We start from the raw sequence: 16,704 nt of genomic DNA on the forward strand, positions 1-16,704 counted from the left end.
AATATCTACATCTAACTGAAGGCCTGAACATACTTATGTGGTTTAAAAATATCCTGTTTTATCGCTTTACTAAACCTTTCGAACTATCAAGCGAAGAATTAGAAAGTAAACTTGCTGACTCACCATTTAAACCCTGCGGCGCAAACGACATATACCAACTAGGTTGGTCCAGCCCCTTGCAAAAGCATTCCGAGCAACTGGTACACGTTAACCAGAATTACTGGATGATCTGTCTTCAAAAGCAAGAACGTATTCTACCTAGCTCTGTGGTCAATGAGCAATTACAAGAGAAAGTAAATGAGATCGAGGAACAACAGCACCGCAAAGTTACTCGCAAAGAAAAGACTGAGCTAAAGGAAGAAATCACTAACCTCTTACTACCTAAGTCTTTTACCAAGACCTCACGTTATTTCGCCTACCTTTGCCCTTCGAAAGGCTACCTTGTGATCAACACCTCGTCAGCCAAATTGGCAGATGAACTGACCAGCTATTTACGCAAAACAATTGGTTCACTTCCTATTCGCCTACCAGCAGTTAACCAGGCCCCAAGCTCCATCATGACACACTGGGTCACCGAGCCAAGCAGCCTACCGAGCTTTATGACGGTCGGATTTGAATGCGAACTTACTTCACAAGGTGAAGAGAAAGGATCTATTAAGTATAAAGGCTTGGAACTCGATCAAGAACAGATCGACCAACAAATCAAATCAGGAATGGAAGTCACCAAACTTGCTGTCGAGTGGCGCGAGTCACTAACACTATTATTAGGCTCTGATTTAAGTGTGAAGCGCATCAAGTTTGGCGATATGCTACAAGATCAACTTGACGACATGAACGCCGAAGATGCCGCCAGCATGTTTGACGCTGGCTTCACCATTATGACGGCAGAGTTCGACAAACTAATTCCAGAGATCCTGGAAGCATTCGGCGGTGAAGATACCAGCGCCGTGATCGAAGAATCGAACTAACTGTCGGCAACGCTGAGTACATAGAAATAGCGGCAATCAATAGCCGCTATTCAATCTCTTATGTAAAAGCAATAAGCAAAAAAGCACTCTAGACTTGCGAACAAGCCTCTAGAGAATACCCTTTTCAATAACTTCCTGACGAATACCAGACCAGGCACCTTGAATCTTCTTCAAGTGAGAAAGCACCTCTTCCAACATTTCCAGATCGTTTTTGACATTCGCTTCAAACAATCGATGCTCACAGTAGACATAAAGATCAAATAAATTTTGCGCAACCTCCTGCCCCTTATCTAAATCCAGAAAGCTACGCAAACCCGATATAATCTCTATCGACTTGTTAATCAAACGATTCTTGCCTTCAAAGTCACTCGCAGCAATACGCGCCTTAGCCATATTAATGCGCTCAACAGCACCATCAAATAAAAGCTGAATTAATTGGTGACGGTCAACATCGACAACACTTGTCTGCGCATTAACCGACTGATACTGATGTAATGCATTCATATTATTCTCCTACGATTACCGAGGTGTAATTTCCCCAGCTACTTCTCTTATTTTTCACTTGAACTTGAACCTGAAAGCGCATCTAGCTGCGCCTTTATAAAATCCATCGTACTATTTAACTTGGAAACCGCGATATCAGCTGCGGTAAACTGCCTAGCTAAACGCGCAGTAACTGACTCTATTCTTTCATCAAGCGCAGTACGCTGCTCTGCAATCAAGGCTAGCTCTTTAGCCAGCGTATCATTCTTAGTAGTGAGCGAACCTTCAAGCGATACCATATTAGTAATCAAGTCTACTAACTGCTCGCCAACCCCCTCAATATAAGTAACCGTTCCACGGTCGCCCGTAGATGATCCGCCAACAGTAATTCTAATACCTTCAGAGTCATCACCAACAGCAGCGGTTAACACCTGCCCTGACCCTGTCGCCACAGCACCGTTGATAGTACCCTCAACATCGACGCCATCAACGCCCGCAGCAATACTCAGACCAAGCTGAGCTACTGTATTAGTATCAACAGCTGTTATCTCTACCGTAGACGCCGCACCATAAACATTTGAATTAATTACCAACTGGTTAGAGCCGTCTAGACTAACCGTTACTGACTTTCCAGCAGCACTAAGCGTTGAATCTGCATTGATTTTAGATTGAATCTCGGCAGCTAATTGAGTCTGCGTATAGCTACCTGCATCAAGCGTGATTGAACCACTTTCAGTACCATCAATACTAATGGTGAATTCATCATTATTTGCATCAATAGTTGTACTAGCACCTAAACTTACAGCGCCCGATAGCTCTCCTCTTGTCGCAGCAGTCGTTATGTTAATATCATAACTGCCCGGCTTAGTGTTGATACTTGCAGTACCAAAGCTTACTTGAGCATCGCTGGCTCGCCCTTGATCACTGAACAAAGCCGAAACATCATCTGGGTGCGAATCAAGCTGATCACTAAGAGTGTCTTCATTTAGGCTTAGCAAACCAGTTTGATAATCTGTCGTAATACCAATATCTGCCAAACTACGGACATTTGCATTTTCCAAACCACCAACCGTCGAACCCAATACGCGTCGTACCTGATTCATCATACTTCGAGTTGTCGAGTCACCAAGCAAAATGCCCGCTTCAGCCCCACCACTAGGGTCAAACTCACTATTGTCGTTCACCAAAGTCTGTAGAGCATTAAACTTCTCTACAAATTCTGAAACTTTCTCGACCACAGCAGTGTGATCATTTTGAACAGATAAAGCGGCTGGCGAACCATCATTTGTGCCACTCAGGGTCAGGGTTAAACCTGGAATAGCGTCATAAATCTCATTACTTGAGCGCGTGATCGGTACACCATTCAATTTGAATGATGCATCCGCGGCTGGTTGACTCTGTATTAAGTTAGTCGCTCCCGCGGTGTAGGCGAGTCGAGAAAGACCATTTGCATCTGTGTTACTTGCATCACCGGTGTCCGAAACAGAAATATCGATCGTTTTATCCAGACCCGTTTCATCGGCATTGAATACAAGCTTATAGCCAGTTCCCGTGTAAAGAACTGAAGCCGTCATGCCTACATCAGATTCAGAATTGATCGCTGCAGCAATACCATCAAGCGTATTATTACTATTATCGATAGTAACGTTAGTCGTTTTTCCATCAACCACTATCGTTAAAGAGCCTTCACCAATCGCTGTTGTATCGGAGTCATTAAACTCAGTAGAAGTAAGCGTTTGAGAGACTGCTAAAGCGGTAACTTCAAGCGTATGAACTGATGGAGTTGCATCATTGGAGTCTACCACTGCAGAGAATGCAGAGTTCCCAGAAGAAACCGTTTTTGATTCGAATAACTCAGGATTTGCCAGTGTACGCGAAGGTAGGCGAAGATCTGTAATAGCGGACTTTATTTGACCAAAAATTGACAGTTCAGCATTTACGTCAGCTTCTTGACTGTCCAGACGAGCCTCGACCGGAGCACGCTCCGCACTAGCGAGATTCTCTATTAACTCGCTAGTTAGAACACCCGAGCCTATTCCGACTGAAGATACACTGGCCATAACATCCACCTACTCACCTGTAATCACCAAAAGTGCTCTATATCAGATATAGCGCGAAAGCCGATATTTTCTTGCTTTCAATATTTTAGTGATTAACGAATACTAAAGGGTAAACAGCTTAACAGCGTTATTGAACCCTGCCTATAAATAGTATCGGCAGGCAACACGGGAAGTTTAACTCCCGTGTTGTAAAAGAATGTAAACCATTGCCGCTATTTTAGCCAAAAACTACACTTTAGCTTTAAATAAACTTAACGGTTCATCTTGATGCAAGTCTTGAGCCAACTTCAAAGCAACATCATCAGGAATCTGCCTAACTACTTCAGAGGTCTGCTTATCAACCACTGTTATAATCGTTTTCCCTGACTGATCATCGAGATTAAACTGCAAATTTCTTTGCACCGACTGCACATAGTCATTCAACTTTGTTACAGCCTGCTCAACCTTTTCTTGCGCTTGCTCCGCTGGCTTAAGGCTAGGCTTTTCTTCTACACCTTGCGCAACCGGCTTTGCACTCGCACCATCTTTAAAGTCAACAGAAGAACTGCGCTGTGCCTTTTGAGCAGACGATGCAGCAGCCAGCTTAACTGGCTGGCCTACACCACTCATTTTCATGTCGCTCATAATTCACCTCACATATCTTTTTTAACTGCGTAAGCCGACTTTAACTCACGCTAAAGCCGGCAACGTTCATATTACTAAGTACTTATTACTGTAGAAGCGATAGAACCTGCTGAGGTCTAGCATTCGCTTGCGACAATACTGAAATACCTGCCTGCTGAAGAACCTGAGCTCTAGATAGCGCTGCAGTTTCAGTCGCGAAGTCAGCATCTCTGATTCGAGAGTTTGCAGCTGATAGGTTTTCACTGTTTACCGCGTTGTTAGAAATTGTGTTTTCGAATCTGTTTTGAATCGCACCCAATTTCGCTTGCTCTCTTGCAACCTGGTTGATCGCGTTATCAATTGCAGTTATCGCGTCTTCAGCACCTGCTGCGGTACTGATATCGATATCCTTCAGCTGCTGACCATCTTGAGAGCCACCATATGTACCGACCTCAAAGCCTGAGTTGCTAATCGCCGTAGGATCCTGAGTACTAATTTCAATAGGACCACCAGACTCTAACTTAACCGTACCAAAAGTAGTAGCATCCGCAGCACCGAAGTTTGTACCCGAACCAACAACAATATTTCGACCATCTTCAGCCAACAACTCGTACTGGTTGTCGTCAACAATTTTAGCAGTAACACCTGTCTGAGCCGTCTTAGCGTTAATCGCATCAACCGCTAAAGACACCTGCTCAGAGGTCGTGCCAGTCGTACCAGCGGCAAAACTAATAGACACGCCATTGACCGTCGCATTACCAGCAGTATCCGCAGAAACATCAGATGAGGTCACCTGCGTGGTATTCGCAGTCGCAGTCACACCAGTTTGATCTGAAACCAAGTTAATTGCTGATGCAACTGAAATCGCACTCGCATCTTTATTTGCCGTCGACGCATTATCAAAAGAGGAGAATGTAGCACCAACCGCTGTACCATTAATTACCAAGTCACCAGCAGTAAGCGCCGTACCACCCAAGGTATCACTCACAGCAGTTGCTTTTGAACCACTATAAGAACCCACTTCTAAGCCAGCATTCTCAAGCGAAGCACCCGTATTACTAGTAATCTCAATATCACTACCATCTTTAGATACTAAAGTGTAGGAACCAACATACGTGTCAGCCGCTGCAACACCTGCCGCTGCTGCACCCGCACCCGAGATATCAATGTTACGACCGTCTGCAGCAGAAAGAGTTACACCTTGCTGCAAGTTATTTAGATCAACCGACGCAGTAACACCTGTTTGACCGCTGCTTAGGTTAATTGCGTCCGCAACACCCTGCAAATCAGTAGATAACGTGCTTGCATCGCCAGATCCACCAACATTGATCGTTACACCATTAATATCAAAGTTAGCGGCACTTGCTACGTTAGTGACTTCTGTACCCGATGCAACCGTTGCATTAACAGTCGCACTGACACCCGATTGATCAGCAACCGCATTGATGGACGCAGCAATTGCAATAGAACTCAAGTTCTGATCGGCAGTTGAAGCACCATCAGCACCCGCATCTGCTGCACCTACTGCGAAGCCGTTAATTACCAGGTCACCCGCAGCCATTGCTGGACGAGCATCGGTAGATGAAACAGAAGACAAACCTGATGTGATATCTGTACCTAGCGTTTCCTCTGACACCTCAGAGATTGAAACGTCTATTCGATCACCAACGTTTGCACCTGTTTGGAAACTAGTACCCTGGAAAGAACCATCTAAAAGGTTCTGACCGTTAAAGTTTGTTTTCTCTGCGATACTCGCAATCTCGGTTTTAAGCTGCTCAACCTCTTCTTGCAGTGAAGAACGTTCCAATGATGTATTCGTACCGTTTGCAGACTGCAATGCTAGTTCACGCATACGCTGCAAGGAGGTTGTCATACTGTTCAATGCACCTTCAGCTGTCTGTGCTAGCGATACACCATCACCTGCGTTTCGGTTTGCTACATTTAGACCACGAACCTGAGCATCTATTCGGTTTGAAATCGCCAAACCTGCCGCATCATCCTTTGCGCCATTGATACGCAAACCAGATGATAAACGCTGTAAAGCAACACTCTGTTCATTCTGAGATTTGTCTAGGTTGCGCTGAGCATTCAAAGACGCGATATTAGTATTAATTATTTGAGGCATGTCGTTTCTCCGATCAATTTTGCAAGTAAACGAACGAGATTTTGAAGTACATCATGCTTTGTAAAGCACGCTCTCGACCGCTTGTTACATCACTTAACGGCACTCCTTAGAATTACTTTAGTTTTTTTTACAAAAACAATGTAAGCAAGTGTAACGAAGTTCTTTTTTCATAAACGCTCTCACTCTCCACATTATAAATAGCGGCAAGCACTAGCCAAAAAACCGGCAATCATAGCTTCTTCCGGTATAACCCAACAAAAATAACCAACCCATAACACTTTGATATCAACACCTTACATATCATCCAGTCAAATTGGCACAGTGCATGCTTTACAAAGAGCAAGGAAAGTGATGCTCGATTATTGCATCACAAATTTTAAAAAAACTTTAATTTAGTAGCCGGTAGTTACTCATCCCGAAACTTTAGGAATGCTGTCCACCGGTATAGAAGATAAGTAGGAGCATACAATGCCTCAAATCATCAATACCAATATCGCGTCAATTAATGCACAGCGCAACCTGGACAATTCTCAATCCGCTAACCAGACGGCTTTACAGCGCCTTTCATCTGGCTTGCGTATTAACAGTGCGAAGGATGATGCCGCAGGTTTGGCAATCTCAACACGTTTTGACTCACAAGTTAGAGGACTCAACGTTGCCATAAGAAACGCGGGCGATGGCGTATCACTTTCTCAAACAGCTGAAGGTGCATTAGGATCAATTACCAATAACCTGCTTCGTATCAGGGACCTAGCACTTCAGTCAGCAAACGGAACAAACAGTGCAATCGATAGACAAGCACTGGACCAAGAAGTTCAACAATTAAAAGCTGAAATAGAACGCGTGTCTCTGCAAACAAACTTTAATGGCACCAACTTGCTCGATGGGTCTTTCTCCGGTGTCACATTCCAAATCGGCTCAAATGAAGGTGAATCTGTTACCGTGAGCATTGAGGGCGCTACAGTTGACAAGCTTGGCGCAGCACAAACTGACGGCGTCAGCTCAGACCAACAAGGTGGCACAACACAAGCAATTGCTGCATTGGCTGCAGGTGACTTAGTCATTAATGGTATTGCAGTCGGTGCTTCTAGCGGTGTAGACGATGCCTTCTCTAGCGCAGACCGAGATAAGAGCGCGATCGCTAAAGCAGCCGCAATCAATAAGGTAGCGGATATTACAGGCATTGAAGCAAAAGTTGGCAGCACTAGCGTAAGCGGTGGTGAAGGAACGTTCGACAACGCTGCATCATCAGGGCAAATTGCCATTAATGGTGTTGACATTGATGTTGCTGCCAGCAACTTACTCAGCGACGAAGCAAACCTTCAAAACATCGCTAACGCAATTAACGAAAAATCCGGGCAAACCGGTGTAGTGGCTGCCTTTAATGGTCGCGCAGACACAGGCATATCGTTATCAGCAGAAGATGGCAGGAACATCGAATTAGCTATAGGAACAACAGCCGGAAGCATCACAGATTTAACTGATGTAGGTCTTGCTGGTGCGGCCACTTACTCTGGTTCATTTTCCTTAGTATCTTCCGATGGACGCCCAATTGAAATCGACACAACATCTGGTGATATTGAAAATGCTGGCTTAGCTGTTGGCAAATTCAGCGGCACTAACAGTGGAGCAATTGGTCAAGCCGTTACAAACACCACATTTGTTACTGGAGATCTTGTTATAAATAGCGTCCCTGTAGGACCAACACTAGCCGCTTTTGACACAGCATCACCTTCTTCTACGAACCCAGAAACCAGCGCCATCGCAAAAGCGCATGCGATCAACCTAGTATCTGATCAGTCAGGTGTTACTGCAACCGTAAACTCTACGTTGGTTAACTCCGCTGCAATCGCAGCTCCTGGTGTCGGTATTGGCGAGTCTGGCAGCTTCCTGCTAAACGGTGTTACCATTGAGATCTCGACAAGTGATACAAATACCGTTGCAGACAAACAAAACACCATTATCTCTGCCATAAACAACAAGGCCGGCCAAACAGGTATTCGAGCGGAAGCTTTAGGTTCAGAGTTCCGCTTGATTGCCGATGACGGAAGAAACATTGACGTTGGAGCTTTCACAGGTATCACTCCTGCCAACATCGGCCTAACAGCTAGCACCGAATATAGAGCGTCAATTTCTCTGCAATCAGCTGGTAAGATCGAGCTAGACTCAATTACAGGCGACATTGAGAAAGCTGGCTTTGAAATCGGCACCTACGGCGCAGCCGAAAGTGGACAGCTAGTACAAGACATTGATATATCAACATCAGATGGCGCAATTTTAGCTTTGGCTGCTGTCGACAATGCACTGACAACGATAAACTTCCAACGTGCAAACCTCGGTGCGATTCAAAACCGATTTGAATCCACCATCACGAACCAAGCGATTGCAGCTGAAAACTTTACGGAAGCCAGCTCACGAATCAGAGACGCTGACTTCGCCGCAGAAACAGCTGAGCTGTCTAGATCACAGGTATTACAAAGTGCGGGTCTTTCAATCCTGTCTCAGGCGAATGGACAACCACAGCAGGTACTCCAACTGTTACAGGGTTAAACCTGACTTAAAAATATTAAAATAAAAACAGTACTACTATCTATTCTCCAAGCCGGCCTAGCCGGCTTTTTTCTTGTATATCACCTAGAAAACCAATCATTTCTGGCACACTCTTCGCTTAGTACTAGACACTACCTTAGATAATACAAAAAAGCGGAAGAGGTTTACCTAATATGAGTCCTACTACTCCTAAGCTCCAACCAATCGTAAATGAATTCAGCGATTGTGAACGTTCTGATATTGCACGCCTGCTTATCCACGCGAATGACCTCTACAAGATGTATAACAGTACCGATACTGCTGTTGAAGACAAGAAGGTTTCTTTGGATAAGGCTTTCAAGCTGATCACTGAAGTCATCAACTTCGACCCGAACAACGCGCCGGCAATGAACCTACTTGGCCGCATAGAGCTTGATAGAGGGAATGTTTCTGCCGCAAAAGAACTATTTGATAAGTGCTTGGAGCACTCGCCTGAAAATACACAATACCTGACGAATCTAGGTTATCTACATATAATTTCTGAAGAGCCTGAGTTAGCAATCAGACAGTTCGAAAAAGCACTTTCAATTGATAATGGCAATAAGAACGCATTTCTAGGTATGGCCAGAGCTCATCATGCACTTGGCCACTTCGATGTCGCTTACCTGCATTATCGATCTTTAATCAATCATGGCTATGATGACATTACGATCTTGCATGGCATGCTTAACTGCTGCCCACATATAAAGATAGAATCTTACAACACTCAGCTTGAAGCTGATTTGTTTTTGCTTCTGTCAAAGAGCGAACTGGCTTTAGATAAACTTGCCGGATTCGCTGCGGCATTGCTAGTCAAAAAATATGATTTAAGTAATCCAAATGCGACGATTGAAATGCTTGAAGTCGCAAAAGACCCCTTAGTGTATTACTCCTTACTAAACTGCATTTTACCTGATCCGCATGTTGAAGAATTTATAACGCTATTGCGCCAAAGCATTTTGCTAGAGTGCGTTGAGTCAGGCACCCTTCGGGATGATCTACAAGTGCTAGCTATCGCGATTGCTGTTTATGCGGAGCGTACTAACTTCGCTTTAATCGTTGATGAAGTTGAAGAGGAAAAAGTCGAGCTAATTGATCAATCTCTTCAACATACCCTCCAACACCAGTGGGAAGTTGATGAGGTAGCCGGCGCATTGATTGTTGTGGGTATGTATAAGGCATTCTTCTCTCAGACTTATGCAGTTAACTTAACAGCGCTGGAACTAGATCAGTGGCCATCGGCATTATTACCCTTAATGGAGTCATCCCTATATCGTCGAGCTGAGCGTGAATCTTTCAAGCAGCAGTTCCCAGAAAAGAAAAGTGAACTGCTAACTAGTAAAGATGACTTACCGGGGCCATTTCCAAGGCGGCAAACAATCGACTTTTTTAATCAGCAGTCCTTGAAGCAGGAACTAATCAATAACTTCCAGCTGCCAGAATCGGAACTGCCAGAACGCTTACTGCTATTAGTTGCAGGCACCAATGCTTCTCAACGTGCGCTTGAGTATGCTAATCACTTCAACGATGTTGATGTCCTCGCCCTTGAAAATAGTCTAGAGAACCTAGCTGAGTGTCATCTAAAAGCCCATCAAAAAGGCTTATCTAATATAGTGTTTTGGCCACAATCATTAGCAAAACGTTTTCTTGAAGATGGAAACCAAATTCATTTTGCATCAATCTCAGCTGAAGCGCCGATAGTGGACGCAGAATTTATTGAATTAGTTAAACGCCAGCTTTGTACAAACGGCATGCTAAATATAAAACTGTGTGAATCTCCGGATAACGCGAGTGCAGATATTGAAACGCTGGTTGCTAAGCAAGGTCTTCGTAATACCAGCGCAAATATCAGAGCTCTAAGATCCACCATTCTCGCTGACAAATACAGTGCTTATTGGGAAGGTTTGATTAACGAAGAATATTTCTATTCCATTGATGGATGTCGCCAAGCATGGTTTGGGAGCAATGACCAAAAACCTGTACTGAATACTGCTATCGAACTTAGCAGCAGTTCTGACTGGCAGCTAAGTAAAGTGCTTAACCACTACGGGAAAGCCGTTTCAACCGCTTTGGCGAAAAAGAATTTACTGAAAATAGCAAAAACCAAGCAAATAAATCATGACTACTCAATTTATTTAGCAAAACGCTAGCAATATTCAGCTCAAACTTGGCCAAGATCATGCGCTAAGTTTGAGCTATAACTTCCTTCCAACGCTCATAGTCAGCCACTTCGTCAACGTCCCACGAGTCAGGAAGCACTTGATAGCTTAGTCCTATCCGACTGCAGCAACTAAGCGTTTGCTCCAGCGCCTTATCACTCCCCCACTCAACACCATCGAGCCAATTACCATTAACTCGGGCCAGAGCTTCTCTGCGTAAGGCTAGTAATACATAACCACCATCTTCTGCGGGTATGATCGCCACGTCATGCTCACTTAATGAATCTTTTACAACTTTCAGGTCAGATACAGTGACATTCGGACAATCACTGCCAATAATCGCAACGCTCTGATAATCAACTAAACTACGCTCAAGGGTATCGCACATTCGCTCACCAAGATTTTCCCCTCGCTGTTCGTGGCAGTCTAAACCTTCTTCTGCAATTAGTGCCTTAAGCTTTTTATGGGCATTTATAGATTCTGCTTCAAGCGAGTCAAACGAAGCACTCTTTTGATCAAACCATAACTGATAGTCACAAGCGATACACTGACTAAATCTTAAAGCAATATCTGCAACAAGCTCCATATGAATAGATAGCGCAGCCTCCTCACCCAAGACTTTCGCAATACGAGTTTTTACATGCCCCAACAAAGGACGCTTAGCAAACTGAACAAGTAAAAACTTTCTCACAGTTACCTCTGCTCAATATTTAAATTATTAGCTCTTCTATCAGGCCAGTCGAATGTTGTTTTTGGCCGCTGGCAGCATATATGGCCAGAAGCTAGACTTAATTCATTATAATCGGCGCGAAGAAATCGTCATTTTTGTTTATACTCAAACCTCAATCTTCAATTCGTTACGGGTAATCATGTCGCAAAGTCTTAAAGCAGTCTCTTTCAATATAGCATGGCAAGAAAGCTTTAAAGAAATTCAGTGCTATGAGGACAAGCAAGTCAATCAAGTATTGCGCGCACTACTGAGCGATAAAGAACTTATTTCCGTGATCAAGAGCCTATTCAAGTCAGACGAAAATCAAGCGCCGATTCAATTTGAGCGTTTAGCTGATATTCACTCGATTGATGCCTTTCAAGCCTGGGTGGCAGAGTCTATATTCCCCTACATAGAAACAAGCTATGATGATTTGAGCGTTTCCGGTCTTGATGAACTAGACCCTGCGACGCCCTATGTTTTTATCTCGAACCACCGAGACATCGTGATGGATCCACTCATCCTTAATAAAGCGCTAAGGGAATATGGTTTCTCTACCTCAAATTGCGCTATCGGTGACAACCTACTTCAACACCCAGCTGCTAACGACCTTGCCTTACTCAACCGCTGCTTTAAGGTCTTCAGATCTCTGAAGTCTCCTAGAGCAATGCTTAAAGCGATGAAAACACAATCTGAGTACATTCGTTATTTACATTTTACACAGCAAGGTAACGTTTGGATCGCGCAAAAGGAAGGCCGGGCAAAAGACAATATAGACAAAACTAACCCCGCCCTGATAAAAATGCTTATCTTAGCGAAGCCCAAGGAACGACCATTTAGCGATTACATGAACGCATTGAATATTGTACCTGTCTGCTTCTCTTACGAGTGGGATCCTTGTGACATTGACAAAGCTCACGAACTGATAAACTCTGAAAACAACTCAGACTATCAGAAAGACCGGTTTGATGATTTCATCTCTTGTAAGAAAGGCCTGAGCGAAGAAAAGGGTAAAATCCATATCGACTTCGGAAATACACTAAGCATCTCTGAAACACACGACCATAAAGATGTCGCTAACCTTATTGATGAAGGGATTCAGAAAGCCTACCGCCCCTTTCCAGTGAACTACGCCAGTTACAAGCGAATCCACGCGACTCACTCAATTCCTAGCAACTTTTCTAAACAAGAGATTAACCAATCGGCCAAGCGACTGGATGAGAGACTAAAAGACGAAAATATCGAGATCCAAAAGCGAGTTTACACAGCCTACTCACAAGTACTGAATAGCTGAAGTATTCCAAGCACAAAGCCTTATACTTAAGCTAACTCTTCTAATAAACCAGGTTTTTTAATTCCAAAGCCTTGAGAGTGGTCAACACCAATAGTTCTTAGAACATTCAGAATTTCATAGTTTTCTACATATTCAGCAACTGTTTTCATACCCATAAAGTGAGCTAACTCATTAATTGATTTGACCAAAGCCTGGTCACGTTCGTTGTTAGCGATATTGCGGATAAACACACCGTCGATTTTAATAAAATCAACAGGAAGTTTTTGAATGTAAGCATAGGACGAAAGACCTGAACCGAAGTCATCTAGTGAGAACTTACATCCAGTCTGCTTTAGTACCCGTATAAATTCGATCGCATCAGCCAGATTTGTAATGGCTGCAGTTTCAGTAATCTCAAAACAAATCATTTCCGGAGGAATCGTGCTAGCTGCAAACTGCCCTAGTATAAACTCAAGGAATGAATCATCACTTAAAGAGTTGCCAGACAAATTAATTGAGAAGCCATCAGATTTAGCAACAGACTCTTCATGTGTCTCCATCCAACGCAATACGTTCTGTATCACCCAGCGGTCAACCATCGCCATTCGTCCAAAGTGTTCTGCTGCTTCGATCAACATAACAGGCGGCAATACCTGACCATTATCCCTAACACCCAAAAGAATTTCGTAATGAGGCTTGGCATTGGGGTCGGTGGTGATCGGACGAATTTCCTGACAGCGAAGTGTCAGCAATTCATCGAGATCCTGATCAAGCTTTTGAACCCACTCCAACATCTGATCACGCTTGTGCTGGTCTTTGTCTAGCGCTTCATACAGTACAACGCGATTTCGCCCATGCTCTTTAGCAGAGTCGCATGCGACACCCGCTTTTCGCATCAAGGTGTCGTAGGAGTCAATTTCAACTTCAAAATCGGCAACACCAATACTCACCGTCGTATTGATAGCATGGTCTTCCCAAGTAAAGCTTTGCGAACTGACTTCTTTACAAATATTTTCTGCTACATCGTTTGTCGTTTCAAGCGAACAATTGACCAAAATCATACCAAATTCATTACCACCCAAACGCCCGCAAAATGCATCTTCCAGGCCTTGTGCTTTAATGGTCTGAGCAACATGCTTCAATAAAGCATCACCAGCATGATGCCCATAGCTGGTATTGGTTAAATTGAACTTATCGACATCGATATAAATCAAAGTCGCTTTACTTTGATTAGTAACAGCACCGGAAATACTTTGTTCTAAGCCGCGTTCAAATGCCTGACGATTAAGTAAACCTGTCAATACATCACAACTAGACTGGCTAGCAAGTTCTTCGTAAACAGACTGAACCATTTGATGTAAGCCTTGGTCAACCAAGGGCACTTCATCGTTATCAACAAAGCTTGCTTTATTAGCTTTAAACAGTTCGACCAACTTATCCAAAGGCATATCTTCATCTTTCATGCCTTGGCTATCAACAAATACGAACCGGAAAGACTCACTTCCTGACCAGGCGAGGCGCAAGCATCTGGCACGCCCTTGATCATCTTTTATTTCAACCCATTCACCAACTTTCATCGTCACTACGCGCTTATGCCAATGAGAAGCTTGTGGGTCCTGACCCTGATCTGGACGCAGGTCTTTAATCTCTTTTTCAGTTTTCTCGTAAGGCCATTCGTATCGATCAATCTTGACGAGCAGCGGATCAACATCATGGAACAAACAATCTTCCAGTCGCTGCAATACCGTCTCATATCCAACAGGCCCAACAATTGTTAACTCTTTTGTGATTAGTTCTAATATAGAAGGCGCTTCCAACTCCATTTCTAGTTCAACGGCCCATTGGTCACTATCATCAACCTCTTCACCCAACCACGATAAAAGTACATCTACAACATTTAATGCTTCGGTATAGCCTTCACTTGTTTCGCCATCGCGAACAGCGACTAAGGCCAAATGCTCACGCCACCCGGCTTTATCAAGAAGCTCCATCAGTACAACCGGAACTGACTGTCCCTGCAAAAGTTCATTAAGGTCTGTTACAACTTTATGACGAGCACTTGCTACCTTCTGCTTTCCCTCATAGGCCCGAGCAATGCGATCCGAATTACGTTTTTGCGCGATTGCTTGGCGTTCTAATAAATCATCTAGCTCTTTTACAACTTTTTCTATCGCTTGATCATCATGGTCAAAGTCACTTACAACCTTACCGATATAGCGATCCAAAACTTTCTCTAGTCGTTTCTTATCAGACTTCTCGCTCGCTGAAAGCTTGGCTAGTTTATTCAACAATTGACGCGCTGGATGCGAAGCATTAGAGAAGAAAGTTTTATCTCGAAGAACTACCTTAAGAATAGTGAGTTTAAGTTTTTCTAACCAACGCTCGAGCAAACCACTGACACCGATTTTCTCGACAATGACTTCGAAAAAGCGATCCGTCACATCGATTAGCTCGGATTCTTGCTGGCCAATATTCTTGGCACCGCCCGGCATTTCACTTAGACCACTTTCAATCCAAGTACGTAACTTCTTACGTTCGATTAGCTCGGTATCATCTCTAACTTGCTGTAATTGGCTAATTGCACCAACTAACTGAGCAGGCGCGTATTGACCTACAGGTATACTTTGCGAGTTTGCATCGATTTCTTCCCCAGCAGAAGCTAAGCCTAATTGCCCCCCACTAGTAGAGGAGGTGTGCAGACGTGACAAAGTATCTAATGTGCTGTTTTCTTGAGCTTTATATTGGTGGCGATTTTCAAGGATAGACGCGGCTGAAGAGCCCCCTCCAATAACTGGTGCATCACTCAGCCCTTCAACATTGTGATTTACTGTCTCTTCGGCTGAACTGGCTTCTTGTGCGGCATCTGCTTCACTTTCTGTCTTTGTTAACGGCTCTTGAGTTTGCTTAGGCTTGTAATTAACTTGGACTTTTTTGACAGTGCCGATTATCTCAAGATATGACTCTCTTAAGTCTTCAAGAAAGCTACGAGACAGCGCTTTATAGATGACAATCTGGGGAGCCGCCGGGATTTCTAGTTGCTCGATAGCTGTTTTTAAGGTGCTGAAAATTGCATGGGGTGCCAGAGGACAATCTTCCTTTCCAATTGTTTCTCCAAACAGGTACGAAACAATTAAACAAACCTCATGAAGCTCGTAACCAAGTTCAGCTTCTAGGTACTTGATACCCATATTGGCACTAAGCCAATCTTCAAAGTCATCTTTGGAGACAAGACTAAGTGAGTCAAGGTCAAGCTTATCGCCACCATGCGGCTTTTGTGTATCAGTTTTCACTTGCTCTAGTTCATCACTGAGCACCTCTTCATTTGATAAACTCTGCTCAACCTCCTTCAGAGCGCCAATAGCATTGTTTGCAACCTGTGCAGCAAACCATTCACTATTTGCTTCTAGAAGATTAATGGCTAAAGAAAAATCCGCTCGCAGCCAATCCTCAGCATCATCTAGTTTCTTATATAACTGAGCTGAGGTAGCGTGAATCGCTTTTCCAATGCCGTCATTAAACGACACGGCAACCTGCTGGGCTAACGCCTGCAGCAACTGGGTCTTAAGCTTGATGGATACGGAAAATTCTGCCATGAAAACCGATATTAATAGGAACTTTAGTTAACTAGTGTCTATTAAGGCTAATCTAAACACCTGATTTAACAAGTTAAGTATTCAATATGTTACAAAAAACCAAGAAAAGGAAAAAAACTGTAAAATGTCGGGGAATCCCTACCTATCCTTTGATATCATTACA

10 protein-coding genes are annotated in these 16,704 nt (G+C 43.7%); 4 read left to right on the forward strand and 6 right to left on the reverse strand.

Translation table 11 applies throughout. The features are described from left to right. Positions 1-968: recombination-associated protein RdgC (gene rdgC, locus A3756_RS23510; RefSeq protein ID WP_231875623.1), on the forward strand; the 968-nt coding region annotated here is incomplete at its 5' end. Between the two features lie 108 nt (positions 969-1,076). Here rdgC and fliS read toward each other — a convergent pair. From fliS to A3756_RS23530, 4 genes are all read right to left on the reverse strand, one after another. Then, the gene (fliS, locus tag A3756_RS23515) at positions 1,077-1,472 is read right to left on the reverse strand and encodes a flagellar export chaperone FliS (protein ID WP_068508421.1); all 396 of its coding nucleotides are present in this window, start codon (positions 1,470-1,472) and stop codon (positions 1,077-1,079) included. A gap of 47 nt (positions 1,473-1,519) precedes the next feature. Continuing rightward, the gene (fliD, locus tag A3756_RS23520; RefSeq protein ID WP_068554818.1) at positions 1,520-3,511 is read right to left on the reverse strand and encodes a flagellar filament capping protein FliD; all 1,992 of its coding nucleotides are present in this window, start codon (positions 3,509-3,511) and stop codon (positions 1,520-1,522) included. A gap of 228 nt (positions 3,512-3,739) precedes the next feature. Beyond that, complete coding sequence (locus tag A3756_RS23525; RefSeq protein WP_068554820.1) at positions 3,740-4,135, reverse strand: flagellar protein FlaG; 396 nt, start codon at positions 4,133-4,135, stop codon at positions 3,740-3,742. Between the two features lie 85 nt (positions 4,136-4,220). Then, entirely contained in the window at positions 4,221-6,239 is a 2,019-nt protein-coding gene (locus A3756_RS23530; protein WP_068554822.1) for a flagellin, read from the reverse strand. Between the two features lie 468 nt (positions 6,240-6,707). Here A3756_RS23530 and A3756_RS23535 point away from each other — a divergent pair, with 468 nt between their 5' ends. Continuing rightward, the gene (locus A3756_RS23535; protein WP_068554825.1) at positions 6,708-8,789 is read left to right on the forward strand and encodes a flagellin; all 2,082 of its coding nucleotides are present in this window, start codon (positions 6,708-6,710) and stop codon (positions 8,787-8,789) included. A gap of 173 nt (positions 8,790-8,962) precedes the next feature. Further along, a complete protein-coding gene (locus A3756_RS23540; RefSeq protein WP_068554826.1) occupies positions 8,963-10,957 on the forward strand; it encodes a M48 family metallopeptidase in 1,995 nt (664 codons plus the stop codon). A 34-nt stretch (positions 10,958-10,991) separates the two neighbouring features. Here A3756_RS23540 and A3756_RS23545 read toward each other — a convergent pair whose 3' ends face one another. Further along, the gene (locus A3756_RS23545) at positions 10,992-11,657 is read right to left on the reverse strand and encodes a TIGR04282 family arsenosugar biosynthesis glycosyltransferase (RefSeq protein WP_068507183.1); all 666 of its coding nucleotides are present in this window, start codon (positions 11,655-11,657) and stop codon (positions 10,992-10,994) included. A gap of 52 nt (positions 11,658-11,709) precedes the next feature. Between A3756_RS23545 and A3756_RS23550 the strand changes: the two genes are divergently transcribed. Continuing rightward, positions 11,710-12,969, forward strand: coding sequence for a 1-acyl-sn-glycerol-3-phosphate acyltransferase (locus A3756_RS23550; RefSeq protein WP_068507188.1), 1,260 nt, complete (start codon positions 11,710-11,712; stop codon positions 12,967-12,969). A 26-nt stretch (positions 12,970-12,995) separates the two neighbouring features. On the opposite strand, the gene A3756_RS23555 is transcribed toward A3756_RS23550, so the two are convergent. Further along, positions 12,996-16,541 carry a DUF1631 family protein gene (locus tag A3756_RS23555; RefSeq protein WP_068554828.1) on the reverse strand — a complete coding sequence of 1,182 codons (3,546 nt, stop codon included), beginning with the start codon at positions 16,539-16,541 and terminating at the stop codon, positions 12,996-12,998. Positions 16,542-16,704: the final 163 nt, after the last annotated feature.

The organism is Oleiphilus sp. HI0086, from assembly GCF_001635225.1.